We start from the raw sequence: 23,522 nt of genomic DNA on the forward strand, positions 1-23,522 counted from the left end.
GCATCCACCTAGCAGAACCAGCGCCGCTGTCTTCTCGTTGCGCGCACCGCTGTCAAATATCGGCAGGCGCCGTCGGCTATTCGTCACGCTGTCGCAGCCGGGCAACACTGCAGCAGGCCATCGCTGCGCGCGAGCCTATGGTGGGCGTTCGCGCGCCGACATCCAGGCGAGCGCCAGATAGGCGGCAAGCATCACGGCCTCGAGCCCGACCACCGTGAGGCTGCCGCCGTAGATGCCCGGAAACATCAGCTCGATGACCGCCATCGACACCACGGTGGTCAGCCAGACCACGGCGCCCCACGGCGTCGCGAGCCAGAGCCCGACGGCGGCGACGAGTTCGATGACGGCGAAATAGATCGTGGCGGTCTGCCAGGCCATCGACTGGTTCTCGAAGGCCTCCTCCTCGCCGCCAACGAAGCCCGTCACCTGGGCCCAGTGATAGAGGCCCTTGGCGACCGAGACGACGGCCATGATGCGCAGGAAGATGACGAGGCGCCGCGTCCACGCATTGTCGTCCGGCTCGATCCGGTCGGACGAGATCGCGTTCACCGAGATGGCGTTGTCCCGCGCCTGATCGCGTGCAGAGGAGTCAGACATCCGAATCGCCGCGCAACGGCTGCAAAATGGGGTTCATGGCGCAGTCTTGGCCCGCCGGGGACGCAAAATCAATTGCCGTTGCGGCAAATCAAGGGCGCACAGGACGCAATGGCGGCGCAATGACGGCGCCCCTGCTAGGTGCTAGAACTCGACTTATATCAGGTCCAGACCAGCCGGCCGTCGAGGAGAACAAGACATGGCGATCAAATTCGGGCGCCCGATCGAATTGCGCGACACACCGCGGCGCCAGACCGATGCCCTCGCCTCCCCCTCGCTCGACCTCTCGATCCGGATGCGCCGCAACCGCAAGACGGAATGGGCCCGCCGCCTGGTGCGCGAGAACGTGCTGACCACCAATGATCTGATCTGGCCGATGTTCGTGGTCGATGGTCACAACGCCCGCACGCCGGTCGCCTCGATGCCCGGCGTGGAGCGGCTCACCGTCGACCAGATCGTCCGCGACGCCGAGCGCGCGGCAAAACTCAACATCCCCTGCATCGCGCTGTTCCCCTTCACCGAGCCGGGCCTCCGCGACGAGCAGGGATCGGAGGCGCTCAATCCCGACAACCTGGTCTGCCAGGCGGTGCGCGCGATCAAGAAGGAATTTCCCGACATCGGCGTGCTCTGCGACGTCGCGCTCGATCCCTTCACCAGCCACGGCCATGACGGGCTGATCGAAGGCGGCAAGATCCTCAACGACGAAACGGTTGCGGTGCTGGTCAAGCAGGCGCTAACCCAGGCCGAAGCCGGCTGCGACGTGATCGCGCCGTCGGACATGATGGACGGCCGGATCGGCGCGATCCGCGAGGCGCTGGACGACAACGGCTTCGGCGACGTGCAGATCATGTCCTATGCGGCGAAATACGCCTCCGCGTTCTACGGCCCGTTCCGCGACGCGATCGGCTCGGCCAAGACGCTGACCGGCGACAAGCGCACCTACCAGATGGACAGCGCCAATTCCGACGAGGCGCTGCGCGAGGTCGAACTCGACATCGCCGAGGGCGCCGACATGGTGATGGTGAAGCCGGGCATGCCCTATCTCGACATCGTGCGCCGCGTGAAGGACCATTTCGCGATGCCGACCTTTGTGTACCAGGTGTCCGGCGAATACGCGATGATCGCGGGCGCTGCCGCCAATGGCTGGATCGATGGCGAGCGAGCGATGATGGAAAGCCTGGTCGGCTTCAAGCGTGCCGGCGCCGACGGCATCCTGACCTATTTCGCGCCGAAGGCCGCCGAGAAGATCAAGGCGGAATCGTAGACTAGGTCTGGCCGGTGGCCTGCGCGGTCGGATGCGGGCCGCACAGCGGACGCAATGCGTCGCGCTGCTGTTGCGTCAGCACGGTCAGCGGATAGATCGGCTCGCCGGTCTCGCGCTGGAAGAACGGATGCGGCCACGCCTTTCCGCGCAAGCGCCAGCCCAGCACCTTGCCGATGGCGCGGGCGATCAGCGACAGGTTCAATCCGGTCGAGCCCTTCGGCGCCTCGCCAACCGCGTATTTCCCGAGGATCGCGCCGACCGGCTTGCCGAACGTTTCGTCGGCTCGCGGCGCGCCGCCGTCGAACGCCTGCGCGACAATTCCGACGAACGGGACCCGCGGCGTCAGCGTATTGCCGACCGGCGTTTTGCAGCAGGTCGTGTGCCAGCGGAACAGCCCCTTCGGCGTCAGCCGAACGCCTGCGATCTTGTCTTGCCCTTGCAAGAAGCCGAGCGACGACGGCGCGACCTGGACGATGTCGGTGCCGCCGTGTGCATCGAGCAGATCGGCGCGGCCGAGTTGATGAAGAAACGCCTGGCAGTCGTCGCAGTAACAGGTCACGCGATTGGCCGATTGGGGCGACGGGTTCGAGACGACACCGAAAACCTCTCCGCACCTGCAGCGCAGCCCGATCCGTGTGCTCATGGGTTCCTCTCGGCTTGCCGGACGTAACATACACGTTCCGCGACCGCCTATGGCCGCCGAATCGCCGGAATATTTCGGCTAGTTAATGTTCGCGCAGGCTTGGCAGACGCGTCTCCTGTTCCCATGTCCTGCGCGGGACTTTCATCGGAGGTTGGTCATGTCCTACGGCAATGACGGCGGCACTAGGCATAACGATGCCTGGCGCAACGATGGCGGCGTTCCTCCGCATGCGTTCGATCCAATGATGCAGCCGGAGCTGTTCCGCGGCGTGCTGACGCGGCGCGTGTTTGCATTCCTGATCGACCTCTTCGTGCTGTCGGTACCGGTGATCCTGGCAGTGATCTTCATTGCGATCTTCGGTGTCGTCACGCTCGGCCTCGGCTGGGCCCTGTTCTGGCTGGTGTCGCCGGCGTCGATCGTCTGGGCCATCGTCTATTACGGCGCCTCGATCGGCGGCCAGCACTCGGCCACCATTGGTATGCGCATGATGGATCTGGAACTGCGCACCTGGTACGGCGCGCGCGGCTATTTCGTGCTCGGCGCCACCCACGCGGTGCTGTTCTGGGTGACGATCTCGTTCCTGTCGCCGCTGGTGCTGCTGGTTGGGCTTCTGAACGGCCGTCGCCGGCTGCTGCACGACGTGATCCTCGGAACCGTTATTATCAATAGCTCGGTCCGGACCCAGGTATCCCCGGCCGCGCGGGCCTCTTATTAGGCCCGCCTAAACCAATTGACCGTTAGCCTCCGGGGGGCGATGCTAGCTCGGCTGCCTGTATTGTTTGTGGAGCCCGACGACCTGACGTGACCCAACACTCGCGTGATACCCCGCAGTTTTATCTGACGGCACCCTCGCCCTGCCCGTACCTCCCGGGCCGCCACGAGCGGAAAGTGTTCACGCATCTGGTCGGCGACAAAGCGGGCGATCTCAACGACTTGCTAACCCATGGCGGCTTCCGCCGCAGCCAGTCGATCGCCTACCGCCCGGCCTGCGACCAGTGCCGGGCCTGCGTCTCGGTCCGGGTGGTCGCCAACGAATTCCGTCCCTCCCGCAACTTCCGCAAGGTGCTGGCCCGCAACGCCGACATCATCGGCGAGCAGCGCACGGCGGTGCCGACCTCTGAGCAATATTCGGTCTTCCGGGCCTATCTCGACCGCCGCCACCGCAACGGCGGCATGGCCGACATGACCGTGCTGGACTACGCGATGATGGTCGAGGACAGCCATGTCGAGACCCGGATCATCGAGTACCGCAAGCGCAACGCCGACAGCGCCATCACCGGTCGCGGCGACGAGCTGATGGCGGTGGCGCTGACCGACGTGCTCAGCGACGGGCTGTCGATGGTCTATTCCTTCTTCGAGCCGGGGCTGGAGGCCCGCTCGCTCGGCACCTTCATGATCCTCGATCACATCGCCCGCGCCCGCCGGCTGGGCCTGCCTTACGTCTATCTCGGCTACTGGATCGAGGGCTCCAAGAAGATGGACTACAAGGGCCGCTTCCTGCCGCAGCAGCGGCTCGCGCCGTCGGGCTGGCTGCGCGTCGATGCCACCGGCGAAGTGCCGGCCGAGCCGCAGGACTAAGGCGCGCGCTCTAGAGCATGATCCGGAAAAGCGGAAACCGGTTTTCCGAAAAGATCATGCTCAAACAAAAAGATCATGCTCAAACAAAGAGACGAGATCGTGATGCGTTTCCGTGGAAACGCATTACGATTTAGGTCCCGAAGAACGTATCGATCAACAGCTTCACGTTCAGGATCACGATCAGGCCGGCGACGATCCACGCCGCCACCGCGACCGGCACCGAGATCGCGAAGGCGCCCATCTTGCGCTTGTCGGACACGAAGCGCACCAGCGGGATCACCGCGAACGGCAGCTGCATCGACAGCACGACCTGGCTGAACACCAGCAGTTGCGCGGTGCCGCTCTCGCCATAGAGCGCCGCAACCACGACGACCGGGACGATCGCGATGCCGCGCGTCACCAGCCGCTGCAGCCAGTCGGGCAGCCGCAGATCGAGGAAGCCCTGCATCACGATCTGCCCCGCCAGCGTCGCCGTCACCGTCGAGTTGAGGCCCGATGCCAGCAGCGCCACCGCAAACAGCGTCGAGGCGATGCCGAGGCCGAGCAGCGGCGACAACAGTTCGAAGGCCTGATCGATCTCCGCGACGTCGGAATGGCCGCTCTTGTGAAAGGTCGCAGCGGCCAGTACCAGGATCGCGGCGTTGACGAACAGTGCCAGCATCAGCGCGATGGTGGAATCCGTCGTCGCCCATTTGATCGCGTCGCGCCGGCCCTCCTCGGTGCGCGGATAGGCGCGGGTCTGCACGATCGAGGAGTGCAGGTAGAGGTTATGCGGCATCACGGTCGCGCCGATGATGCCGATCGCGATGTAGAGCATCTCCGGATTGGTGACGATCTCGCGCGAGGGCATGAAGCCGCCGAGCACGCCGGCAATCGGCGGCGCGGCGGCGGCGATCTGGACCACGAAGCAGACCGCGATGACGATCAACAGCGCGATCACGAAGGCTTCGAGGAAGCGGAAGCCGCGGTTCATCAGGAACAGCAGCAGGAAGGCATCGAGCGCCGCGAGCAGCGCGCCGCCGATCAGGGGAATGCCGAACAGGAGCTTCAGCGCAATCGCGGTGCCGATCACCTCGGCGAGGTCGCAGGCGATGATCGCCGCCTCGCAGGCGAGCCAGAGCAGCAGATTGACCGGCCGCGAATAGGTCGCGCGGCAGGCCTGCGCCAGGTCCCGGTCGGTGGCGATGCCGAGCCGCGCGGCGAGCGCCTGCAACAGGATCGCCATCAGGTTCGAGAGCAGGATGACCGACAGCAGCGTGTAGCCAAACTTCGATCCGCCCGCGAGGTCGGTGGCCCAGTTGCCGGGGTCCATGTAGCCGACCGAGACCAGATAGCCGGGTCCTGCGAAGGCCAGCAGCCGGCGCCACCACAGGCCGCCGGAGGGCACGGCGACGGTCGCGTTCACCTCCGGGAGGCTGCGGGCATGCCCGGCATCGTCCCGCCAGCCGCCTGGCACGGCGTGGGGAACGGAAACGGAAGACATTTCAGGGGTCCGGGCATCCATGCCGGCAGGATGGCTGATCTCTCCCGTTATTGCAACTCATTTGCAACTGCATCTAGCCTCACGATGGCGCGACCACTGCCTGCGTTGCTAGCGGGCGTGCCGCCGCAAGCCCGCTACCCTCGGTGCTGTCCCAATTCGGACACTGTCGAGTGGGAATTAGGCCACTTGTAAAGTGAGGTAATCCGGGAGGGCAGTCACGATTGCTGATGTTCCCGGTACAATGCCGCGGCCAGATCGTGCGTTAAGTATGCGCTCTGGAGTGTGACCACTACCCTGAAAGAGGCCCTGACGCGCTAGCCCCCGTCGGGGCTTCTTGCTGTTTGCAACAAACTCAGAATGCACAAACGCCGCCCGCTTAAAATACACGCGGGCGGCGTTCGCTCTAGCCCCAGGAAGGATTTGCAAAATCCTGGCAAGAGTTGGTCTGCACGAAGCATTAGAAGGTTTAATACCTCTGAAGGGGTAGAACACCGGCGCCCGACAACCGCGAAGCCGCTGACATCAGCCTTGCGGGCCGGAGGTAGACACCTCACAACACAACGCCGCCCGCATTGAAATTCGGCGGACGGCGTCGAGTTCTAGCCCCAGGAAGGAGTGCAAAATCCTGATGGGTAAAATCTGGCACAAATTGCATAGAGATGCATGCCCTAAACCGGGTTCCCTTGCCCGCAAGACTACGGCCCCGTTTGCGGGCTATGCGGGCCGTCCGGAATAGGAACGAGCGCGACGCGCGCTTGCTTGTCACACGTTCGGATGCTGTCCCTGCCGGCAGCATCGGGACGACCAAAGTGTAAACTTGCGGCCCCAGTCTGTGCCCACTCGCTGGGGCCGTTTCTTTCGGGGCCTCGCAGGTGTGTACCGTGCGAAGGCGCGTCATTGCATGGATCAGTTGAGCTTCTTCGGCTTGTTGGCCGCAATCAACTTGGGCAGGAATTGGGTGCTTCGCTGTCGCGGGGCCTAAAGTATTCGATGGCGCGGTTTGGCAGCTACTCTTCCTGAACTGGCGCCGGAAGTCAGCGAGCAACTGATCGGGGGGAGCCTTGGGCCAGACGCGCCTGCCATCCTCATAAGATAGGCAGGGAGAGCGTCGGTATCGATGCCGTGTTCGTCCCGGAGCCATTTGCAGAACATTTGCCGTGAGAGATATCCGGCAGCATGAGCTCCAATTTCACACGCGACAACATTCGCACGGCGAGGACGCACAGCGCGTTGTCGGGAAACGGGTGGGATCAAACGTCATCCAACCACACACTATGGCCAGATCGAATCTCCCAAGGATTTTGCCATGTCCGCCGATACGCCTCGCCTGCCGGCCACTTTCAATCGCCTGGCCTGGTCCAACCTCGCCGCGCAATCGGCCGAGCAGATCGCGCTTGCGGCTGCGCCCATCGTCGCCGTGCTGGTGCTTGGTGTCGGCGAAGGCCAGACCGGCCTGTTGCAGACTGCGCTGACGCTGCCCTTCATCCTGTTTGCGATCCCGGCGGGCCTGCTCGCCGACCGCGTGTCACGGCGCTGGGTGATGGCAGGCTCCGAAGCGTTGCGCGCCGCCGCGCTTGCCGCCATCCTGCTGCTGCTGTGGCTCGGCGCAATGACGCTGCCGTTGCTCGCGCTGCTCGGCTTCATCGCGGTTTGCGGCACGGTTGCCTATAGCGTCGCCGCACCCGCGCTGGTCCCCTCGCTGGTGACGTCACAGCAATTGCCGGCCGCGAACGCCCGCATCGAGTTGGCGCGTACCGTCGCTTTCGCCAGCGGGCCCGCGCTCGGCGGCGTGCTGGTCGGCTGGGTCGGCGCCGCGCCCGCGTTCGGCTTCGCCGCAGCGCTGTCGGCGATCGCGGTCGTGCTGCTCGCCGGCCTCTACGAACCGGCGCGCGCGCCCGCGCCGCGGCGTCACCCGTTGCAGGACATCAAGGAAGGCGCGGCCTTCGTGATGCACCACGCCTTGCTGCGGCCGGTGTTCATCACCCAGTTCATCTTCAACACCGCGTCGTTCCTGCTGCTCGCCGTGTTCGTACCCTATGCGGTGCGCCATCTCGGGCTCAGCGCGACCGGTGTCGGCACCACGCTCGCAATGTACGGCGTCGGCATGGTGGTCGGCGCGCTGTTCGCAACCCGCGTGATGAAGCGGCTGGCGTTCGGCACCGTGATCGGGCTCGGCCCGGTCACCGGTCTGGTCGCTTCCATCGTGATGGCGCTGACGACCTGGCTCGCGACGCCGTTGCTCGCCGGCCTCGGCTTCTTCCTGCTCGGCGTCGGCCCGATCCTGTGGGTGATCTCGACCACCACGCTGCGGCAATCGGTGACGCCGCCGTCGCTGCTCGGCCGCGTCTCGGCGATCAACATCATGAGCTACGGCGCCCGCCCGCTCGGCTCCGCGCTCGGCGCCGTCGTCGGCGGGCTCTACGGCGCCGAAGCCTGCCTCTATCTCGCGGCCGCGATCTTCGCCGCCCAGGCGCTGGTGATCCTGCTGTCGCCCGCGGTGTCGTTGACGCGGCAGCCCGACATGGTCGGCGAGCCCGCGCGCTGCTGATCCTGGGGTTTCTCAGCCGTCATTGCGAGCGGAGTGAAGCAATCCATTTTTCCGCATATGCGGGACGATGGATTGCTCCGTCGCTTCAGCGCAAAATTGCCTTGCAATTTTGTCGCGAGCTCCTCGCAATGACAAAGAAGGCCCTACCCGGCCAGGTAGCGCTCATATTTGCCGCCAACGACCTCGTCGGCGGCAACGGCCGGATCCAGCGTGTAGAGATCCTGCGCATGGCCGATGCCGCGCAGCACGAAGCGGCCGGTGGAGACCAGGTAGTTGCGGCCGGCGGCGTCGAGCCCGGCGCGGAACGCGGTCGAGGTCAGCAATTCGCGATCGACCGAGGCGCACATCGAGGCGATCCGGCTGACCTCGTTGACGGCAGGCCCGACCACCGTGAAGTCCAGCCGATCCTCGCTGCCGATATTGCCGTAAAACACTTCACCGACATGAAGGCCGACATAGGCTGTCGTCGTCGGCTGGCCGTCGGCGGCGCGGCGCTCGTTCAACGCATCCATGTTGCTGCGGAATTTGTGCTCGGCCCGCAGCGCCGCGCGCTTGGCGCCCGCCAAATTCTCGCCGGTGAACATCGCCAGCACGCCGTCGCCGATCAGCTTCAGCACCTCGCCGCCGGCATCATGGATCGCGTCGATCGAGGCCTGCGCATAGTCGTTGAGGAACGGGATGATCTCGTCCGGACCGATGCGTTCGCTGATCGCAGTCGACCCGCGGACGTCGGAGTACCACAGCACGGCCTTGATCTTCTCGGTGATGCCGCGCTGCATGCGCCCGCGCAGCACCTGCTCCGCCGTCTCGCGGCCGAGATAGACCCGCCCGAGCGTGCGGGCGATCTCGACCTGCGCGGCCGATTTGATCGCAAGCCCGAGCACCGGCACCAGATCGCGCAGCGCCGCCATGTGATGTTCGCCGAACCCGTCCGAATGCCGCGTGGTGTAGTAGGAATAGAAGCAGTCCATCTCGCCGATCGTGCCGGCCTCGCCGAAACGATGCACGAAGGCGGCGAAATGCTTGTGACCCTTTTCGGCCAGTTCGCCGATCATCGAGAAATCGTGCGTCCCGGCGAGATCGATCACCATCTCGTCATGACCGTTTTCGAGCATGTAGTGGAACGCCGACCGCCGCCAGTTCTGGTTGGCCTCGCCCGTGCTGGTCGAACCGTATTCGAAGATGTCGGCCTCGTTGCTCTCGCCATCATTCCAGCGGAAGCCGCGCCCTTCGAAGATCGGATGCAGGGTGTCGATGAAGACGATCGCACGCGACAGCGGCATGCCGGCGGCCCGGCAGCGCTCGCAGAAGCCGCGCAACAGGTCGTTTTCCGGCAGGCCGGTCAGACCCTGGCGGACCAGCCAATTCATGAGGCGCAAACGGGGCGTCAGTTCCATCAACGGATTATGCCGGGCAATTGGTGCGGGAGGAAGGGCTGGTTGTCGCGTCACAGATGCGGATGCCAATGCGGCATTGCAAGGCCGCCCGCCTCACCATATCGCGCGGAACACGGTCGCCGAAAGACGCCGATTCCGCTTCCTTTTGTCCACCCCTTCGCGCACAACAGCGCATGGACAACGACGCTGGCCCGCCAAACCCGATCCGACGCCTCATGCAATGGGCGATCACCCCGCCGCAATCCTATGGGGTCTATCTTGTCGGTCTTATCCTGGTGTTTGTTCTGTCGTTCTACGCCGGCACGCTGAAGCAGACGCACTCGCCTGCCCCATCGGTGACCACGCCGGCCGCCCCGCGCAGCTGATCAGGCCGATCTGCTCTCCGATGTCGCGATCCAGATCCCGGCGAAGACCGCGATCAGGCCGACGACCAGATTGGTCGTGATCGGCTCCCCGATCAGCTGCTTCGCGAGCAGCCCGGCGGCGATCGGATTGACCGTCATGGTATTGGCGACGCGGGTCGGTGAGGCCCGCTCCAGCGCCAGCACCCACAGGATGAAGGCCAGCGCGCCGCCGGCTATTCCGAGATAGAGCCCGGCGATCCACTGCGATGCGCCGAAATCGCGCAGCGTCGCCAGACTGCCGGTGAAGGTCCCGACCGCCACCAGGGCCGCCGCGCCCGCGCCCATGCCCACAGCGAGGAAGCCGAGCGCGCTGGAGCGGCGGATGAACGGTCGCGACAGCACGTTGTAGAACGCCATGCAGAGGACTGCGGCGGCCATGATCAGCTCGCCGCGCCACGCGCCCGATGGCGCCGCCGACAGCCCGGATGCCAACGCGGCCGCCACGCCGAGCACTGCAATCGAGACCCCGGCCGATTTGCGCATCGTCAACGGTTCGACCCCGAGCACGGCGCCGACCACCATGGTGGAGAGCGGCAGCGTTGCCAGCGCCAGGCTGGCGCGCGCCGCCGTCGTGTAGGACATCGCAATGTTGTAGAGCACGAAGAACACGCCGAAGAAGGCGATGCCAAGCGCGACGACCGCCGGCAGATCCTCGCGCCGCGGCCATTTGGCGCCGAGCAGGACCGCGGCGGGGAGCACGCAGAGGAAGCCGATCGCCCAGCGCAGGATCGCAAGCGTGATCGGATCGGCGTTACCGGCCAGGTAGCGCGTGATCGCGGCCGCCGTGCCGCCGAGGCAGCTCGAGACCAAGGCAATCGCAACGCCGATCCACTCGCCCATCCCGGTCCTCATGCGTTTCGCGTTCGTTTGTGGCATCTTGCCGAGCGCGATCATTCCGGCAACTACCTGGTAGGTATTCATGTCGCAGCAGCGCGATTTTGCAGCCAGCCTGCGCTGGTGGCGGCAACGCAAGGGCCACTCGCAACTCGAGCTCGCCGGACGTGCGGATATCTCGCAGCGCCATCTGAGCTTCCTCGAGCTCGGGCGGGCCACACCGAGCCGTGACATGGTGATCCGGCTCGCCACGGCACTCGACGTGCCGCTGCGCCAGCAGAACGCGCTCTTGGTCGCGGCCGGCTTCGCGCCGGTGTGGCGGCAAACCGATCTTGCCGCGCCCGAGCTCGCGCAAATCCGTCACGCGCTCGATTTCATATTGGCGCAGCAGGAGCCCTTCCCCGCGGTCGTGGTCGACCGGCACTGGAATCTGCTGCTCGCGAATTCAGGCGCCGGGCGGCTGGTGGAATTCCTGGTCGGGCCGCTGGTATCAGGCACGCCGGTCAATCTCGCCGACGCGCTGGTCGCGCCCGGCGTGCTGCGGCCCTACCTCACCAACTGGACCGAGGTGGCCGGCTATTTCATCCGCAGCGTCGAGGCCGATGCCGCGGCCGACGGCACCACAGCGACGGCGGAATTGCTCAAGCGCCTGCTGGCCTATGACGGCGTCGAGGCCGCCTTGGCGGCGCCGCCTCCGACATCCGGTCCGGTGCTGCCGATGCTGTTCCGCAAGGGCGACGTCCGATTGCAGCTATTCACCACGATCGCGACGTTGGGAACGCCGCAAGACGTCACCTTGCAGGAGCTGCGCATCGAGAGCTTCTTTCCGATGAATGAGGAGACCGCGCGGCTGTTTCGAAGCTGGTCGGAAGCGCGCGGCGCCGCGGGCTAGACCATTTCCGCGGGTGCCAGCCGGCAGGTCTCGCTGCTGATCTCGACCTGCAGCGTCGCGTGGTGAATGCTGAACCGCTCCGACAGTTCGGCGCAGACGTGATGCAGGAAGGCATCGTCATGGCCGCCCGGCCGCACCAGATGCGCGGTCAACGCGGTCTCACTGGTGCTCATCGCCCAGATATGCAGATCGTGCACCTCGGTGACGCCGTCGAGCGCGGCGAGATAGTCCCGCACCCGCTTGAGATCGATCCCCTTCGGCACCGCGTCGAGCGCGAGGTTGACGCTGTCGCGGGCAAGCTCCCAGCCGCTCAGCAGCACCACCACCGCGATGACCAGGCTGATCGCCGGATCGAGCCACTGCCAGCCGGTCGCCATGATCAGCAGCGCGGCGACCACGACGCCGAGCGAGACGCCGGCATCCGCCGCCATGTGCAAATAGGCGCCGCGCACGTTGAGGTCGCTGTCGCGGCCGCGCATGAACAACAGCGCCGTGCCGCCATTGATCAGGATGCCGAGCGCCGCGACCCAGACCACCGTCCAGCTCGCAACTTCCGCCGGCTCGCGGAAGCGGTTGATCGCCTCGACCGCGATGCCGCCGACCGCGATCAGGAGCAGCCCGGCATTGAACAGCGCCGCCAGGATCGAGGCACGGCGGTAGCCATAGGTGTGGGTGTCGGTCGGGCGCCGGCCGGCCAGCCACGCGCCGCACCAGGCCAGCAGCAGCGCGATGACGTCGGAGAGATTGTGAACGGCGTCGGAGACCAGGGCCAGCGAGTTGGCGGAATAGCCGAAGATCAGCTCCGCGACGACGAAGGCCGTGTTCAGCGACGCGCCGACCGCAAAGGCGGTACCAAAACTGTCGGGCGCATGGCTGTGCCCGGCATGGGAATGCCCCGCGTCGGAATGTCCGTGAGAATGACCGCTGTGATCGTGGTCGTGATCGTGCGCCATGGCAACCGTCGCCCGCTGGTGTCGGCGACGGTTATAGCGCGGCGAGATGTGGATACTATCACACCGCGCGGAGCAGACCCGTAGCCCGGATGGAGCGCAGCGTAATCCGGGACCACTCGGTCATTTGGCGTGAAATCCCGGATTTCGCTTCGCTCCATCCGGGCTACAGTTCAACTACTCCACGCCGCGATTGAACTTGTTCGACTTCGGCAGGCCGTGGGCGAGCCGGCCGGCATCGGCGCGGTTGCCGCGCCAATCGGCCAGTTCCTTCATGGTCATGCTGTGCTCGCGGCCGGCGGAATCCTTCCAGGTCAGGCCGGCCTTGGCATCGAACACCGCGACGTCCGAGAGCGACGCGCTGGTATATTTCTGCAACCGCACGCCGCGGCCGCGCGCCATCTCCGGCACCTGGTCGAGACCGAACAGCACCATCTTGTGGTTGGTGCCGATGACGGCGACGGTGTCGCCGTTCACGGTCGTGATCGCGCGGGCCTCGTTCGGCATCTCGACATTGAGCACCTGCTTGCCTTTGCGGGTGTTGCCGACGCAGTCCTCTTCCTTGACGACGAAGCCCTGCCCCTCGCTGCTCGCGATCAGGAACTTGCGCTCGCCCTTGTTGACGAACAGCGAGATGATCGCGGCGTCCTGCTCGAGATCGATGAACATGCGGATCGGCTCGCCATGGCCGCGGCCGCCCGGCAGCTTGGCCACGTCGAGCGAGTAGAACTTGCCGTTGGTGGCGAACAGCAGCAGCTTCGAGGTGGTCTCGGCAAAGAACGAGTGCTCGAGCTTGTCGTCGGTCTTGAAGGCCAGCCCCGAGAGATCCTCGACATGCCCCTTCAGCGTCCGCACCCAGCCCTTCTCCGAGATCACGACGGTGCACGGCTCGCGCTCGACGAGGGCTTCCTCGATCGCGGCGAGGTCGTGCTCGGGCGCATCGGCGAAGGTGGTACGGCGCTTGCCGAGCGGCGTCTTGGGCCCGAAGATGTCGCGGACCTTGCGCACCTGCTCGCCGACCTTGGCCCACTGCTCGGTCTCGGAGCCGAGCAGGCCCTCGATGCCCTTCAGCTCCTTGCGGAGGTCCTTGTCCTCGGTGCGGATCTCCATCTCCTCGAGCCGGCGCAGATTGCGCAGCCGCATGTTGAGGATGGCGTCGGCCTGGATCTCTGACAGCTTGAAGGTCTTCATCAAGACCGGCTTCGGCTCGTCCTCGGTGCGGATGATCTTGATCACCTTGTCGAGGTTCAGATAGGCGACGAGGTGGCCGCCGAGCACTTCCAGGCGGAGCTCGATCTTCGCCTTGCGGAAGTTGGAGCGGCGGATCAGCACGTCGCGCAGATGGTCGAGCCATTCGCGCAGGCACTCGGCAAGGCCGACGACCTTCGGGATCCGGCCCTTGATCAGCACGTTGAGGTTCAACGAGATCTTGCTTTCCAGCTCGGTCAGCCGGAACAGCGATTCCATCATGACGCTGGGATCGACCGTGCGCGACTTCGGTTCGATGACGAAGCGAATGTCTTCGGTCGATTCATCGCGGACGTCGCCGACCATCGGCAGCTTCTTCTGGTCGAGAAGCTCCGAGATCTTCTCGTGCAGGCGCGACTTCTGCACCAGCCACGGGATCTCGGTGACGACGACCACCCAGCTGCCGCGGGCGCCCTCTTCCACCGTCCAGCGCGCGCGGGTGCGGAACGAGCCGCGCCCCGTGGTGTAGGCCTCGATGATCGATTCCTTGGAATCGACGACGATGCCGCCGGTCGGGAAGTCCGGGCCTTTGACCCATTTCAGCAGCGCCTTCGACTTGGCGTCGGGCTTCTCGATCAGATGCAGCGCGGCGTCGCAGAGCTCGGCGGCATTGTGCGGCGGGATCGAGGTCGCCATGCCGACCGCGATGCCTTGCGCGCCATTGGCGAGCAGGTTCGGGAAGCCGCCCGGCAGCACGACAGGCTCCTTCGACTGGCCGTCATAGTTGAGGCGGAATTCGACGCCGTCCTCGTCGATGCCGTCGAGCAGCAGTCGCGCGACCTCGGTCATGCGCGCTTCGGTGTAGCGGTAGGCGGCCGGATTATCGCCGTCGATATTGCCGAAATTGCCCTGGCCGTCGACCAGCGGGTAGCGCGAGGAGAAGTCCTGCGCCAGACGCACCATGGCGTCGTAGATCGCCTGGTCGCCATGCGGATGGAACGAGCCCATCACGTCGCCGACGATCTTGGCCGACTTCTTGAATGCGGCGCGCGGGTCGAGCCCGAGCAGGTCCATGCCGTAGAGGATGCGCCGGTGCACCGGCTTCAGCCCATCGCGGGCGTCCGGCAGCGCGCGATGCATGATGGTCGAGAGCGCATAGGCGAGATAACGCTCCTCGAGCGCGTCACGCAGCGGCACCTCGTGAATTTCGGCCGGCTTTTCCGGCGGTATCTGTCGTTTTCCCATGGGGACGCGTTAAACCTTGGCGGTGAATCGGGCAAGCCGCGAATCAGCGGCAATTTAGGTCCCGAATCGGCCTTACGGAATGGCGGTCCGGCTCCGCCGCCTGGTTACGGCGTTGATAAATCCGTCGCGGGCGTCGGAATGGCCCTGGCCGCGCGGCTCCAGCACGTGGCGAAGCAGGAACAGGCCGGTGATCTGGAAGCCGTCGAGCAGGTCCTGGTCCGACCAGCTGTTGGCGCCACCCTCGCCTTCGCGCAGGAACGCCGGCAGCGGCAACAGCCGTTCACGCCACGGCTCGCCGGCCGAGCGGGACACGGCGCCGCCGGATTTCGGCGACACATAGACCAGGTCGGTGGTCTCGCCGGTGGCCGCGCAGTTTTCCAGATCGAGCCCGAAACCGAGCTCGGTCAGCATCGCGAGCTCGAACCGGACCATGTGCACGGCGGCGACGCCGGCGTCGTCGAAATCGTCGAGCGTCCCCTGCAGCATCTCGTAGATGTCTTCATGCGGATCGCGCTCCGGCAGCAGCCGGGCCAACGCGGCCAGATGCGTGACGCCGTAGACCGCATGCGACGAGGCGAGCAGCGTCGCCGCGCGCAGCCGCGTGCCCTCCAGCGCGTACATCCCGAGATGCTCGTCGAGCCGCGCCCTCCACACCGCGGTGACGCTGTTGCCGGGCTGCAGCAGCGGCCGCATCCGCGAGCTGGCGCCGCCGCGCACCAGGCCGAGATGGCGGCCGTGCTCGCGCGTCAGCAGCTCGACGATGGCGGAGGATTCGCCATGCCGCCGCACCCCCAGCACGATGCCTTCGTCGGTCCATTCCATGGTCCAAGTCTATCAGGATTCCGAGAATGAACGCAGCGATCTAGACACGTCATTCCGGGGCGCGTCGAAGATGCGAACCCGAAATCTCGAGATTCTCGGTGCGCAATTGCGCACCTGAGGGTTCGATGCTTCGCATCGCCCCGGAATGACGCGCGGGGGATGTACCTACGCGTTGAACCAGCCCTGCGCATCGCCGGTGAAGGAATAATACAGCCCGGCCGAGGTCAGGATGCAGGACACCACCTCGATGGCGCTGTCGATCTCCAGGCCCTTTTCGCCGATCACCTGCACCAGCGACAGCACCGACAACACCAGCATCGCAAGCAGCGCCCAGCGCGGCCAGTTCTTGCGGTGCTGCGCGGCGAGCCGGACGAAATACAATAGGAGCAGGATCATGCAGCCAGCCGTCAAGGTTTCGCCCATGATCATCTGCTCGGTCTTCTCGAAGGTCGGCGTGCGGTCCTGGAACGCCACCGACAACGCATCGAGCGTCAGCGACAGATAGAGCAGCACCTCAAACCACAGCACGTTTCTGGGCACGTTCATGCAAACGCCGGTTCTTATTCCTTGGGGAAGTCCAGTCCCATTTCCTTGTAGCGGTCGGGATCGTCGCCCCAGTTCTCGCGCACCTTGACGAACAGGAACAGATGCACCGGCACGCCCATGATCTCGGCGATCTCGGCGCGGGCCTGCGCGCCGATCGACTTGATGGTGGCGCCGCCCTTGCCGAGCACGATCTTGCGCTGGCTCTCGCGCTCGACAAAGATCGTCTGCTCGATCCGGATCGACTTGTCCTTGCGGTCGGTCCAGCTGTCGGTCTCGACCGTCGACTGGTACGGCAATTCCTGATGCAGGTGGCTGTAGATCTTCTCGCGGGTGATCTCGGCCGCCAGATGCCGCATCGGCGCATCCGACATCTGGTCCTCGGGATAGAGGAACGGTCCCGCCGGCACCATCTTCGCCAGCATCTCGCGCAAATCGGCGACGCCGTCGCCCGACAGCGCCGAGATCATGAAGGTGTGCTCGAAGCGCATCCGCTCGTTGGCGGCCTGCGCCAGCGCCAGCAGCTTCTCGCGCTGCACGAGGTCGACCTTGTTCAGCACCAGGATCTTCGGATGGGCGACCGACTCCAGCTTGGCCAGGATCGCACTGGCCTCCTCGTCGAGCCCCGACTTGGCGTCGAGCAGCACGCAGACCAGATCGGCGTCGTGGGCGCCGCTCCAGGCGGTCGACACCATGGCGCGGTCGAGCCGGCGCCGCGGCGCGAAGATGCCGGGCGTGTCGACCAGGATGATCTGCGCGTTGCCTTCGATGACGATGCCGCGGATCAGCGCGCGCGTGGTCTGCACCTTGCGCGACACGATGGTGACCTTGGAGCCCACCAGCGCGTTGACCAGCGTCGACTTGCCGACATTGGGCGCACCGATCAGCGCGACGAAGCCACAGCGCGTCGCGTCCCCCTGCCCTTTGGCCTCGTCAGTCATTGGTGCCGACGCCTTCACGCTCGATCATCGCGGATGCTGCTGCTTTCTCGGCCGCGCGCTTGTTGCCGCCGAGGCCTTCGGCGGAGGCCAGGCCCGGCAGATCAACCGCAACGCGGAATTGCGGATCGTGGTGCGGGCCGGTGCGCTCGACCTCGCGATAGACCGGCGTCGGCAATCCCTTGCCCTGCGCCCATTCCTGCAACACGGTCTTGGGATCGCGCAGCGGCCGGCGCAGCTTGTGCATCCGCTCGGTCCAGTTGCGCTCGACGAACTGACGCGCGGCCTCGTAGCCGCCGTCGAGGAAGATCGCGCCGATCACCGCCTCGCAGATGTCGCCGAGCACGGACTTGCGCAGCCGCGCGCCCTCCACCGCCTTGACCATGCCGAGCTTGATGTCCTCGAGCAGTCCGAGCGACTTGGCAACGTCGGCGCAGCTCTCCTTGCGCACGAGGTCGGCGAGCCGCTTCGACAACTCGCCCTCGTCGGCCTTCGGAAACGCCCGGAACAGCATGTCGGAGACGATCAGCCCGAGCACGTGGTCGCCGAGGAATTCCAGCCGCTGATAGCTGTCGGCGCGGTTGCGGGTGGCGGGCTTCAGCGCCGACACGTGGGTGAACGCGGTGGTCAGCAGCGCGGCGTCGGAGAATGTGTAGCCGATACGAGCCTCGGTGCCCGCGATCGCAGCCTTCGCTTCGGCGGCCTTGGCCGCCTTGCTGCGCCGCTTCTTCGGCGCGGCCGTGCTCTCGGCGGCAGGCGTCTGGCTTGGCTCGCCGTTGGGCGCCTGATCGTTGATGGCTGCGGTGTCGTCGATCATCGCACGATGGAGAATAGGCGATTCCACCGCACCGCGAACGGCCAGCGCCAGATCATCCAGGCCTGCTCACCCTCCGCGATCGAGAAGAAGATCATCTGGGCTCGCCCGATGATGTTCTCGAACGGAACGTAGCCGACCTGCGACAGGAAGCGGCTGTCGGTGGAATTGTCGCGGTTGTCGCCCATCATGAAGAAATGACCGGGCGGAACGGTGTAGACGATGGTGTTGTCCATGTAGCTGTTGTCTTGGCAGTCCAGCGTCTCATAGCTGACGCCGTTCGGCAGCGTCTCCTTCCAGCGCTTGACGCGGGCGGTGGCATCCGCCGAGCCGCAGGGATCCTCGCCGACGAAATCGCTCAGGCGCTCGCGCTTGATCGGCTCATCGTTGATGTAGAGGAGCCCGCTCTTGACCTCGATGCGGTCGCCGGGCAGCCCGATGACGCGCTTGATGTAGTCGGTGGAGTCGTCGCGCGGCAGGCGAAACACCACGATGTCGCCGCGGCTCGGCTCCGAGCCGAAGATGCGTCCCGAGAAGATGTTCGGCGAGAACGGGATCGAGTAGTGGCTGTAGCCGTAGGAATATTTCGAGACGAACAGATAGTCGCCGACCAGCAGCGTCGCCTTCATCGACCCCGACGGGATGTTGAAAGGCTGGAACAGGAAGGTGCGGATCACGAGCGCGATGAGGAGAGCATGGATGACGACGCGGATGGTCTCGCCCAAGCCGCTCTCAGATTTGGTCCCGGTGGTCACGCTCATTGCTTTCCCAATTCCCGTGGACTGAAGTCCACGCGGTGGCAGAACGTTCTCTTCGCGCGAAGCGTTCGACCCTCGCGTGAGGAAAATGGCCTTGATTCTGATCTTGAGGGCAAATTCCGGCCTGAACCCGGAATCCGCGTCTCGCTCGATATAAACCTGCGGCGTTTTAGACGGTTGTTCGCAGGGGCGCAATCAATCGCCGCCTCAAAACTTCGCAATTCATTGAAATATCAATGATTTTTTAGTTTGCTGAAGTTTTCCGGCGGATTCCGGCGCCGCGCGCTCATCTGGCCGGGGCAACCGCCGAAATTATGACGAAGGCCTGCGCCAGCGGCCAATCGTCGGTTATTGAAAGGTCGATCTGCGCCTGCATGCCCTCGGGCGTCAATTCCTGGAGCCTCGCCAGCGCCCCGCCGGTCAGCCGCATCGACGGCCGCCCGCCCGGCAGGTTCACCACGCCCATGTCCTTCCACCACACCCCGCGCCGGATACCGGTGCCGAGCGCCTTGGAGCAGGCCTCCTTCGCGGCGAATCGCTTGGCGTAGGTGGCGACCACCATCCTCTCGTTATTGGCGCGGCGCATCGCCTTGGCGCGCTCGGCGTCGGTGAAGATGCGATCGAGGAATCGCTCGCCGTGGCGCTCGATCACCTTCGCGACCCGGGTGATGTCGATCAGATCGGAGCCGATGCCGATGATCATGCGCTGACCTTGGCGCGGCCGCGGTCCATCGCCGCACGCATCTCGCGCACCGTCCCGGCGATGCCGACGAACAGCGCCTCGCCCATCATGAAATAGCCGATGTTGAGCTCGCGGATATCGGGCAGCGCGGAAATCGCCTCCGCCGTCTCATAGTCGAGCCCGTGGCCGGCATGGACCTCGAGCCCGGCCGCGTGCGCGAGCTTTGCGCCGGCGACGATGCGCGTCCATTCGGCGTCCGCCTTGTCCTTGTGGCCGTCGACCACGGCGTCGCACCATCCGCCGGTATGGATCTCGATCACCGGCGCCTTCAGCTGCGCGGCCATCTCGATCTGCCTGGGATCGGCGGCGATGAACAGCGAGACCCGGATGCCGGCATCGTTGAGCCGCGCAATGAACGGCGCCAGCGCATTGTGTTGGCCGACCACGTCGAGGCCGCCTTCGGTGGTGAGCTCCTGGCGCCGCTCGGGCACCAGGCAAACCGCGTGCGGTTTGGTGGCCAGCGAGATCCGCAGCATGTCGTCGGTTGCCGCCATCTCGAAATTCAAGGGCTTGGAGATCTCGGCCTTGAGCCGCGCCATGTCCTCGTCGCGGATGTGGCGGCGATCCTCGCGTAGATGCGCGGTGATGCCGTCGGCGCCGGCTTCGATCGCGGCAAGCGCCAGCCGCACCGGATCGGGCCGCGCCCCGCCCCGCGCATTGCGCAGCGTCGCGACGTGATCGACATTGATACCGAGACGCAGCGGAGGAGCGGACATCAAATCACTCTCTGACAAACCGGTTGAATGATCCCCTCATCCTGAGGAGCGGCGCCTTCGCCGCGTCTCGAAGGATGTGGCCCCGTCTCGGGCCACATGGTTCGAGACGGCGCGAAGCGCGCCTCCTCACCATGAGAGTCGGCAGCGTATGCGCGTCTACCCATTGACGCGCTCGACCCGTGCGACGACGGCCTTGGCGCGCAACTGCGCGATGATAGCGCTGAGATGCTTGAGGTCATAGACCTCAAGATCGATGGTCAGCTCCGTGAAATCAGGCGACTGGCGCGACATGTGGATGTTGTCGATATTGCCGTCGTGCTCGGCGATCACGGTCGCGATCTGGGCAAGGCTGCCCGGCTCGTTGACATTGTGGACCAGGATGCGCGCCGGGAAGCGCTGGGGCATGGTCTCGTCGATGTCCCAGCGCACGTCGAGCCAGCGCTCCGGCTCCTCCTCGAAATCCTTCAGTGCCGGCGACTGGATCGGGTAGATCGTGATCCCCTCGCCCGGCGTGACGATGCCGACGATCCGGTCGCCCGGCACCGCGCCGCCGTTCGGCGCGAACTTCACCGGCAGGTCGGAATTGATGCCGCGCACCGGGATCACCGAGGTGGCGCGCGCCGGGTGCGGCGGCGCCTGCGTCTTCAGCTTGGCGGCGAGCCCCTTCTTGGCGCCATAGCGCACCATCCGCTCTTCCTTGTAGTCGGGATACATCGCGCGCGCGACGTCGGAGGCCTTGATCTCGCCGCGTCCGACCGAGGCCATCACGTCCTCGATCGAGGTGCGCGCGAGCCGCGGTAGTGCACCCTTCAGCTTGTCGTCGGCATATTCGATCTTGGCGCGGGCAAACAGGCGGTCGACGATGCGGCGGCCGAGCCCGGCATACTGGTCGCGCACGGCATCGCGGGTGGCACGCCGGATCGCGGCACGCGCCTTGCCGGTGCGGGCGAGCGCTTCCCAGGCCGACGGCGGCGCCGACTGCGCCTTCGAGGTCAGCACCTCGACCTCGTCGCCGTTCTGCAGTTCGGAGGACAGCGGCGCGAACTTGCCGTTGATCTTGCAGCCGACCGCGCTGTTGCCGACGCCGGTGTGGACGGCATAGGCGAAATCGATCACGTTGGCGTTGCGCGGCAGCGCGATCAGCTTGCCTTTCGGCGTGAAGCAGAACACCTGGTCGTGGAACAGCTCGAGCTTGGTGTGCTCGAGGAATTCTTCCGGATTGGCGCTTTCCGAGAGGATGCCGATGGTGTGGCGCAGCCAGGCGAAGGCGTTGGACTCGTGCTTCAGCCGCTCGTGCGGCGAGCCCGCGCCCTCCTTGTAGAAGGCATGCGCGGCGATACCGAATTCGGCGATCTGGTTCATGTCCTCGGTGCGGATCTGCAGCTCGACGCGCTGCTTGCCCGGCCCGATCACCGTGGTGTGGATCGAGCGATAATCGTTCTGCTTCGGGGTCGAGATGTAGTCCTTGAAGCGGCCCGGCACGACCGGCCAGGTGGTGTGGACGATGCCGAGCGCACGGTAGCAGGCGCCGACATCGTCGAGGATGATGCGGAACCCGTAGATGTCGGACAGCTGCTCGAAGCCGACCGACTTGCGCTCCATCTTGGTCCAGATCGAAAACGGCTGCTTGCGGCGGCCGAACACCCGCGCGGTGATGCCGTTCTTCTGCAAATTCTTGGAGAGCTGGGTTTCGATCTCGCCGATCAAATTGCGGTTGCGCTCGGCCAGCGAATCGAGCCGCTGCTTGACCACGGCATAGGCCTCTGGATCGAGCACGAAGAACGACAGGTCTTCCAGTTCCTCGCGCATCTCGTGCATACCCATGCGGCCGGCCAGCGGCGCATAGATATCCAGCGTCTCCTCGGCGATGCGGCGGCGCGAGGCCGGCGGCACGAACTCCAGCGTGCGCATGTTGTGCAGCCGGTCGGCGAGCTTGATCAGCAGCACGCGGACGTCGTCGGCGATCGCCAGCAGCAGCTTGCGCAAATTCTCGGCCTGCTTGGCCTCGCGCGACACCAGTTCCAGCCGCTTCAGCTTGGTCAGGCCTTCGACCAGCGCGCCGATCTCGTGGCCGAACACGGTGTCGATCTCGGCCCGCGTCGCCTCGGTGTCCTCGATCGTGTCGTGCAGCAGTGCCGCCACGATGGTGGCATCGTCGAGCTTGAGGTTGGTGAGGATCGCGGCGACCTCGAGCGGGTGCGAGAAGTAGGGATCGCCGGAGGCACGCGTCTGCGTTCCATGCGCCTTCATGGCGTAGACATAGGCGCGGTTGAGCAGGTCCTCGTTGGTGTCGGGGTTATAGGAACGGACCCGCTCGACGAGGTCATATTGTCGCATCATGCGCGTCCGCGGCTTGGCCGGCCTCTCCGCGGTGGACGACGCCGGCGCCACCGCGACCGTTTCGGTTGCAGCCTGCATCTGCATGGAACTGCGGCGTCGATACGCCATGAACTCGTTGCCTCTCGCGCGGGACCGGAACGTCCCGCTTTCCTCAATCTAGTGCGCTTTCGAATGAAGCAGCACCCCGCGCGGGCTCCGGAACCATTCAATTTCCCGCGTCCGCATAGGACGCACCGTAACAGCAAAATTGTCAACAAAAGCAAAGGCCCGGAGCGATGTCCGGGCCTTCGTCAAATCCAGTCGAAACGGGGAGCTGCGCGACGCGCTTACTCGTCTTCCTCGGGCTGCTCTTCCGGGGGCGCGAGGCCCTCGAGGCCCTTCAGCAGTTCTTCCTCGGTCATCCGCTCGACCGCGACCTCGGTGTCGTCGGCGTCGACGCTGGCACCGGCGGAACCGATCAGCGGCACGGTGTCGGGCTCGGGCTCGTCGACCTCGACGAACTTCTGCAGGGAGTGCACGAGTTCCTCTTTGAGGTCTTCCGGCGAGATCGTCGAATCGGCGATCTCGCGCAGCGAGACGACCGGGTTCTTGTCGTTGTCGCGATCAACCGTGAGTTGCGAACCCGACGAGATCATCCGGGCGCGATGCGCGGCCAACAGGACGAGGTCGAAGCGATTGTCGACCTTATCAATGCAATCTTCGACGGTGACGCGAGCCATCTCGAGGCGCTCCGTGGTACAAGGGACCGAACATGTAGGTTATGAGGGTTAGTTATAGGGCTAGCCCCGGTTTCGCAAGGTAAAATTTGTGATTTGCCTTCCCGACAGGC

The 23,522-nt window shown here is 65.3% G+C and carries 22 protein-coding genes; 6 read left to right on the plus strand and 16 right to left on the minus strand.

Translation table 11 applies throughout. From position 1 onward, the window contains the following. Positions 1–135: 135 nt before the first annotated feature. Positions 136–597 carry a DUF6163 family protein gene (locus tag ACVILL_RS34545; protein WP_456733130.1) on the minus strand — a complete coding sequence of 154 codons (462 nt, stop codon included), beginning with the start codon at positions 595–597 and terminating at the stop codon, positions 136–138. Positions 598–793: 196 nt separating this feature from the next. Between ACVILL_RS34545 and hemB the strand changes: the two genes are divergently transcribed. Further along, the gene (hemB, locus tag ACVILL_RS34550) at positions 794–1,858 is read left to right on the plus strand and encodes a porphobilinogen synthase (RefSeq protein ID WP_456733131.1); all 1,065 of its coding nucleotides are present in this window, start codon (positions 794–796) and stop codon (positions 1,856–1,858) included. Position 1,859: 1 nt separating this feature from the next. Here hemB and ACVILL_RS34555 read toward each other — a convergent pair whose 3' ends face one another. Further along, positions 1,860–2,501, minus strand: coding sequence for a DUF6151 family protein (locus ACVILL_RS34555; protein ID WP_456733132.1), 642 nt, complete (start codon positions 2,499–2,501; stop codon positions 1,860–1,862). 157 nt (positions 2,502–2,658) lie between these two features. Here ACVILL_RS34555 and ACVILL_RS34560 point away from each other — a divergent pair, with 157 nt between their 5' ends. Together ACVILL_RS34560 and ACVILL_RS34565 are read left to right on the plus strand one after the other, a co-directional pair. After that, the gene (locus ACVILL_RS34560; RefSeq protein WP_456733133.1) at positions 2,659–3,216 is read left to right on the plus strand and encodes an RDD family protein; all 558 of its coding nucleotides are present in this window, start codon (positions 2,659–2,661) and stop codon (positions 3,214–3,216) included. Between the two features lie 86 nt (positions 3,217–3,302). After that, positions 3,303–4,079, plus strand: coding sequence for an arginyltransferase (locus ACVILL_RS34565; RefSeq protein WP_456733134.1), 777 nt, complete (start codon positions 3,303–3,305; stop codon positions 4,077–4,079). Between the two features lie 130 nt (positions 4,080–4,209). On the opposite strand, the gene ACVILL_RS34570 is transcribed toward ACVILL_RS34565, so the two are convergent. Further along, positions 4,210–5,583: an Nramp family divalent metal transporter gene (locus ACVILL_RS34570; protein ID WP_456733135.1), complete on the minus strand. Its 1,374-nt coding sequence runs from the start codon at positions 5,581–5,583 to the stop codon at positions 4,210–4,212. Positions 5,584–6,868: 1,285 nt separating this feature from the next. Between ACVILL_RS34570 and ACVILL_RS34575 the strand changes: the two genes are divergently transcribed. Continuing rightward, positions 6,869–8,110, plus strand: a complete 1,242-nt coding sequence (locus ACVILL_RS34575; RefSeq protein ID WP_456733136.1) for an MFS transporter — start codon at positions 6,869–6,871, stop codon at positions 8,108–8,110. A gap of 143 nt (positions 8,111–8,253) precedes the next feature. Here the strand turns inward: ACVILL_RS34575 and ACVILL_RS34580 are convergent, their stop codons facing one another. Then, positions 8,254–9,507: an adenylate/guanylate cyclase domain-containing protein gene (locus ACVILL_RS34580; RefSeq protein WP_456733137.1), complete on the minus strand. Its 1,254-nt coding sequence runs from the start codon at positions 9,505–9,507 to the stop codon at positions 8,254–8,256. 173 nt (positions 9,508–9,680) lie between these two features. Here ACVILL_RS34580 and ACVILL_RS34585 point away from each other — a divergent pair, with 173 nt between their 5' ends. Next, positions 9,681–9,872 carry a hypothetical protein gene (locus ACVILL_RS34585; RefSeq protein WP_456733138.1) on the plus strand — a complete coding sequence of 64 codons (192 nt, stop codon included), beginning with the start codon at positions 9,681–9,683 and terminating at the stop codon, positions 9,870–9,872. On the opposite strand, the gene ACVILL_RS34590 is transcribed toward ACVILL_RS34585, so the two are convergent. Next, positions 9,873–10,751, minus strand: coding sequence for a DMT family transporter (locus ACVILL_RS34590; RefSeq protein ID WP_456733139.1), 879 nt, complete (start codon positions 10,749–10,751; stop codon positions 9,873–9,875). 79 nt (positions 10,752–10,830) lie between these two features. Here ACVILL_RS34590 and ACVILL_RS34595 point away from each other — a divergent pair, with 79 nt between their 5' ends. Beyond that, the gene (locus ACVILL_RS34595) at positions 10,831–11,637 is read left to right on the plus strand and encodes a helix-turn-helix domain-containing protein (protein ID WP_456733140.1); all 807 of its coding nucleotides are present in this window, start codon (positions 10,831–10,833) and stop codon (positions 11,635–11,637) included. Here the strand turns inward: ACVILL_RS34595 and ACVILL_RS34600 are convergent. The 11 genes from ACVILL_RS34600 to rpoZ all read right to left on the minus strand — a co-directional run bounded on the left by ACVILL_RS34600 (position 11,634) and on the right by rpoZ (position 23,412). Then, positions 11,634–12,590 carry a cation diffusion facilitator family transporter gene (locus tag ACVILL_RS34600; RefSeq protein WP_456733141.1) on the minus strand — a complete coding sequence of 319 codons (957 nt, stop codon included), beginning with the start codon at positions 12,588–12,590 and terminating at the stop codon, positions 11,634–11,636. The two genes, ACVILL_RS34595 and ACVILL_RS34600, sit on opposite strands and share 4 nt — an antisense overlap. Before the next feature lie 174 nt (positions 12,591–12,764). Beyond that, a complete protein-coding gene (parC, locus tag ACVILL_RS34605) occupies positions 12,765–15,020 on the minus strand; it encodes a DNA topoisomerase IV subunit A (RefSeq protein WP_456733142.1) in 2,256 nt (751 codons plus the stop codon). A gap of 72 nt (positions 15,021–15,092) precedes the next feature. Beyond that, entirely contained in the window at positions 15,093–15,842 is a 750-nt protein-coding gene (recO, locus tag ACVILL_RS34610; protein ID WP_456733143.1) for a DNA repair protein RecO, read from the minus strand. Between the two features lie 165 nt (positions 15,843–16,007). Continuing rightward, positions 16,008–16,388 carry a hypothetical protein gene (locus ACVILL_RS34615; RefSeq protein WP_456733144.1) on the minus strand — a complete coding sequence of 127 codons (381 nt, stop codon included), beginning with the start codon at positions 16,386–16,388 and terminating at the stop codon, positions 16,008–16,010. A 14-nt stretch (positions 16,389–16,402) separates the two neighbouring features. Beyond that, a complete protein-coding gene (gene era, locus ACVILL_RS34620) occupies positions 16,403–17,326 on the minus strand; it encodes a GTPase Era (protein ID WP_456733145.1) in 924 nt (307 codons plus the stop codon). Beyond that, the gene (rnc, locus tag ACVILL_RS34625; RefSeq protein ID WP_456733146.1) at positions 17,319–18,140 is read right to left on the minus strand and encodes a ribonuclease III; all 822 of its coding nucleotides are present in this window, start codon (positions 18,138–18,140) and stop codon (positions 17,319–17,321) included. Before rnc ends, era begins: the two co-directional genes overlap by 8 nt. Further along, positions 18,137–18,898 (minus strand): signal peptidase I, encoded by a 762-nt coding sequence (gene lepB, locus ACVILL_RS34630; protein WP_456733147.1) that lies wholly within the window; start codon positions 18,896–18,898, stop codon positions 18,137–18,139. Before lepB ends, rnc begins: the two co-directional genes overlap by 4 nt. A 283-nt stretch (positions 18,899–19,181) precedes the next feature. After that, complete coding sequence (gene acpS, locus ACVILL_RS34635; protein WP_456733148.1) at positions 19,182–19,598, minus strand: holo-ACP synthase; 417 nt, start codon at positions 19,596–19,598, stop codon at positions 19,182–19,184. Continuing rightward, a complete protein-coding gene (locus ACVILL_RS34640) occupies positions 19,595–20,353 on the minus strand; it encodes a pyridoxine 5'-phosphate synthase (RefSeq protein WP_456733149.1) in 759 nt (252 codons plus the stop codon). The genes acpS and ACVILL_RS34640 overlap by 4 nt, the downstream gene beginning before the upstream one ends. A gap of 156 nt (positions 20,354–20,509) precedes the next feature. After that, positions 20,510–22,801 (minus strand): RelA/SpoT family protein, encoded by a 2,292-nt coding sequence (locus ACVILL_RS34645; RefSeq protein WP_456733150.1) that lies wholly within the window; start codon positions 22,799–22,801, stop codon positions 20,510–20,512. A gap of 218 nt (positions 22,802–23,019) precedes the next feature. After that, positions 23,020–23,412: a DNA-directed RNA polymerase subunit omega gene (gene rpoZ / locus ACVILL_RS34650; protein ID WP_016844003.1), complete on the minus strand. Its 393-nt coding sequence runs from the start codon at positions 23,410–23,412 to the stop codon at positions 23,020–23,022. Positions 23,413–23,522: the final 110 nt, after the last annotated feature.

It is taken from the genome of Bradyrhizobium sp. USDA 3364, from assembly GCF_054056355.1.

Excerpts from the sequence above, each read along its gene's own strand:
- ACVILL_RS34640 (WP_456733149.1), bottom strand. The coding sequence starts at position 20,353 with ATGTCCGCTCCTCCGCTGCGTCTCGGTATCAATGTCGATCACGTCGCG.
- era (WP_456733145.1), bottom strand. The coding sequence starts at position 17,326 with ATGACTGACGAGGCCAAAGGGCAGGGGGACGCGACGCGCTGTGGCTTC.
- ACVILL_RS34570 (WP_456733135.1), bottom strand. The coding sequence starts at position 5,583 with ATGGATGCCCGGACCCCTGAAATGTCTTCCGTTTCCGTTCCCCACGCC.
- acpS (WP_456733148.1), bottom strand. The coding sequence starts at position 19,598 with ATGATCATCGGCATCGGCTCCGATCTGATCGACATCACCCGGGTCGCG.
- ACVILL_RS34580 (WP_456733137.1), bottom strand. The coding sequence starts at position 9,507 with ATGGAACTGACGCCCCGTTTGCGCCTCATGAATTGGCTGGTCCGCCAG.
- ACVILL_RS34585 (WP_456733138.1), top strand. The coding sequence starts at position 9,681 with ATGGACAACGACGCTGGCCCGCCAAACCCGATCCGACGCCTCATGCAA.
- ACVILL_RS34560 (WP_456733133.1), top strand. The coding sequence starts at position 2,659 with ATGTCCTACGGCAATGACGGCGGCACTAGGCATAACGATGCCTGGCGC.
- recO (WP_456733143.1), bottom strand. The coding sequence starts at position 15,842 with ATGGAATGGACCGACGAAGGCATCGTGCTGGGGGTGCGGCGGCATGGC.
- ACVILL_RS34575 (WP_456733136.1), top strand. The coding sequence starts at position 6,869 with ATGTCCGCCGATACGCCTCGCCTGCCGGCCACTTTCAATCGCCTGGCC.
- ACVILL_RS34555 (WP_456733132.1), bottom strand. The coding sequence starts at position 2,501 with ATGAGCACACGGATCGGGCTGCGCTGCAGGTGCGGAGAGGTTTTCGGT.
- ACVILL_RS34645 (WP_456733150.1), bottom strand. The coding sequence starts at position 22,801 with ATGGCGTATCGACGCCGCAGTTCCATGCAGATGCAGGCTGCAACCGAA.
- ACVILL_RS34600 (WP_456733141.1), bottom strand. The coding sequence starts at position 12,590 with ATGGCGCACGATCACGACCACGATCACAGCGGTCATTCTCACGGACAT.
- rpoZ (WP_016844003.1), bottom strand. The coding sequence starts at position 23,412 with ATGGCTCGCGTCACCGTCGAAGATTGCATTGATAAGGTCGACAATCGC.
- rnc (WP_456733146.1), bottom strand. The coding sequence starts at position 18,140 with ATGATCGACGACACCGCAGCCATCAACGATCAGGCGCCCAACGGCGAG.
- ACVILL_RS34545 (WP_456733130.1), bottom strand. The coding sequence starts at position 597 with ATGTCTGACTCCTCTGCACGCGATCAGGCGCGGGACAACGCCATCTCG.
- lepB (WP_456733147.1), bottom strand. The coding sequence starts at position 18,898 with ATGAGCGTGACCACCGGGACCAAATCTGAGAGCGGCTTGGGCGAGACC.
- parC (WP_456733142.1), bottom strand. The coding sequence starts at position 15,020 with ATGGGAAAACGACAGATACCGCCGGAAAAGCCGGCCGAAATTCACGAG.
- hemB (WP_456733131.1), top strand. The coding sequence starts at position 794 with ATGGCGATCAAATTCGGGCGCCCGATCGAATTGCGCGACACACCGCGG.
- ACVILL_RS34590 (WP_456733139.1), bottom strand. The coding sequence starts at position 10,751 with ATGGGCGAGTGGATCGGCGTTGCGATTGCCTTGGTCTCGAGCTGCCTC.
- ACVILL_RS34595 (WP_456733140.1), top strand. The coding sequence starts at position 10,831 with ATGTCGCAGCAGCGCGATTTTGCAGCCAGCCTGCGCTGGTGGCGGCAA.
- ACVILL_RS34615 (WP_456733144.1), bottom strand. The coding sequence starts at position 16,388 with ATGAACGTGCCCAGAAACGTGCTGTGGTTTGAGGTGCTGCTCTATCTG.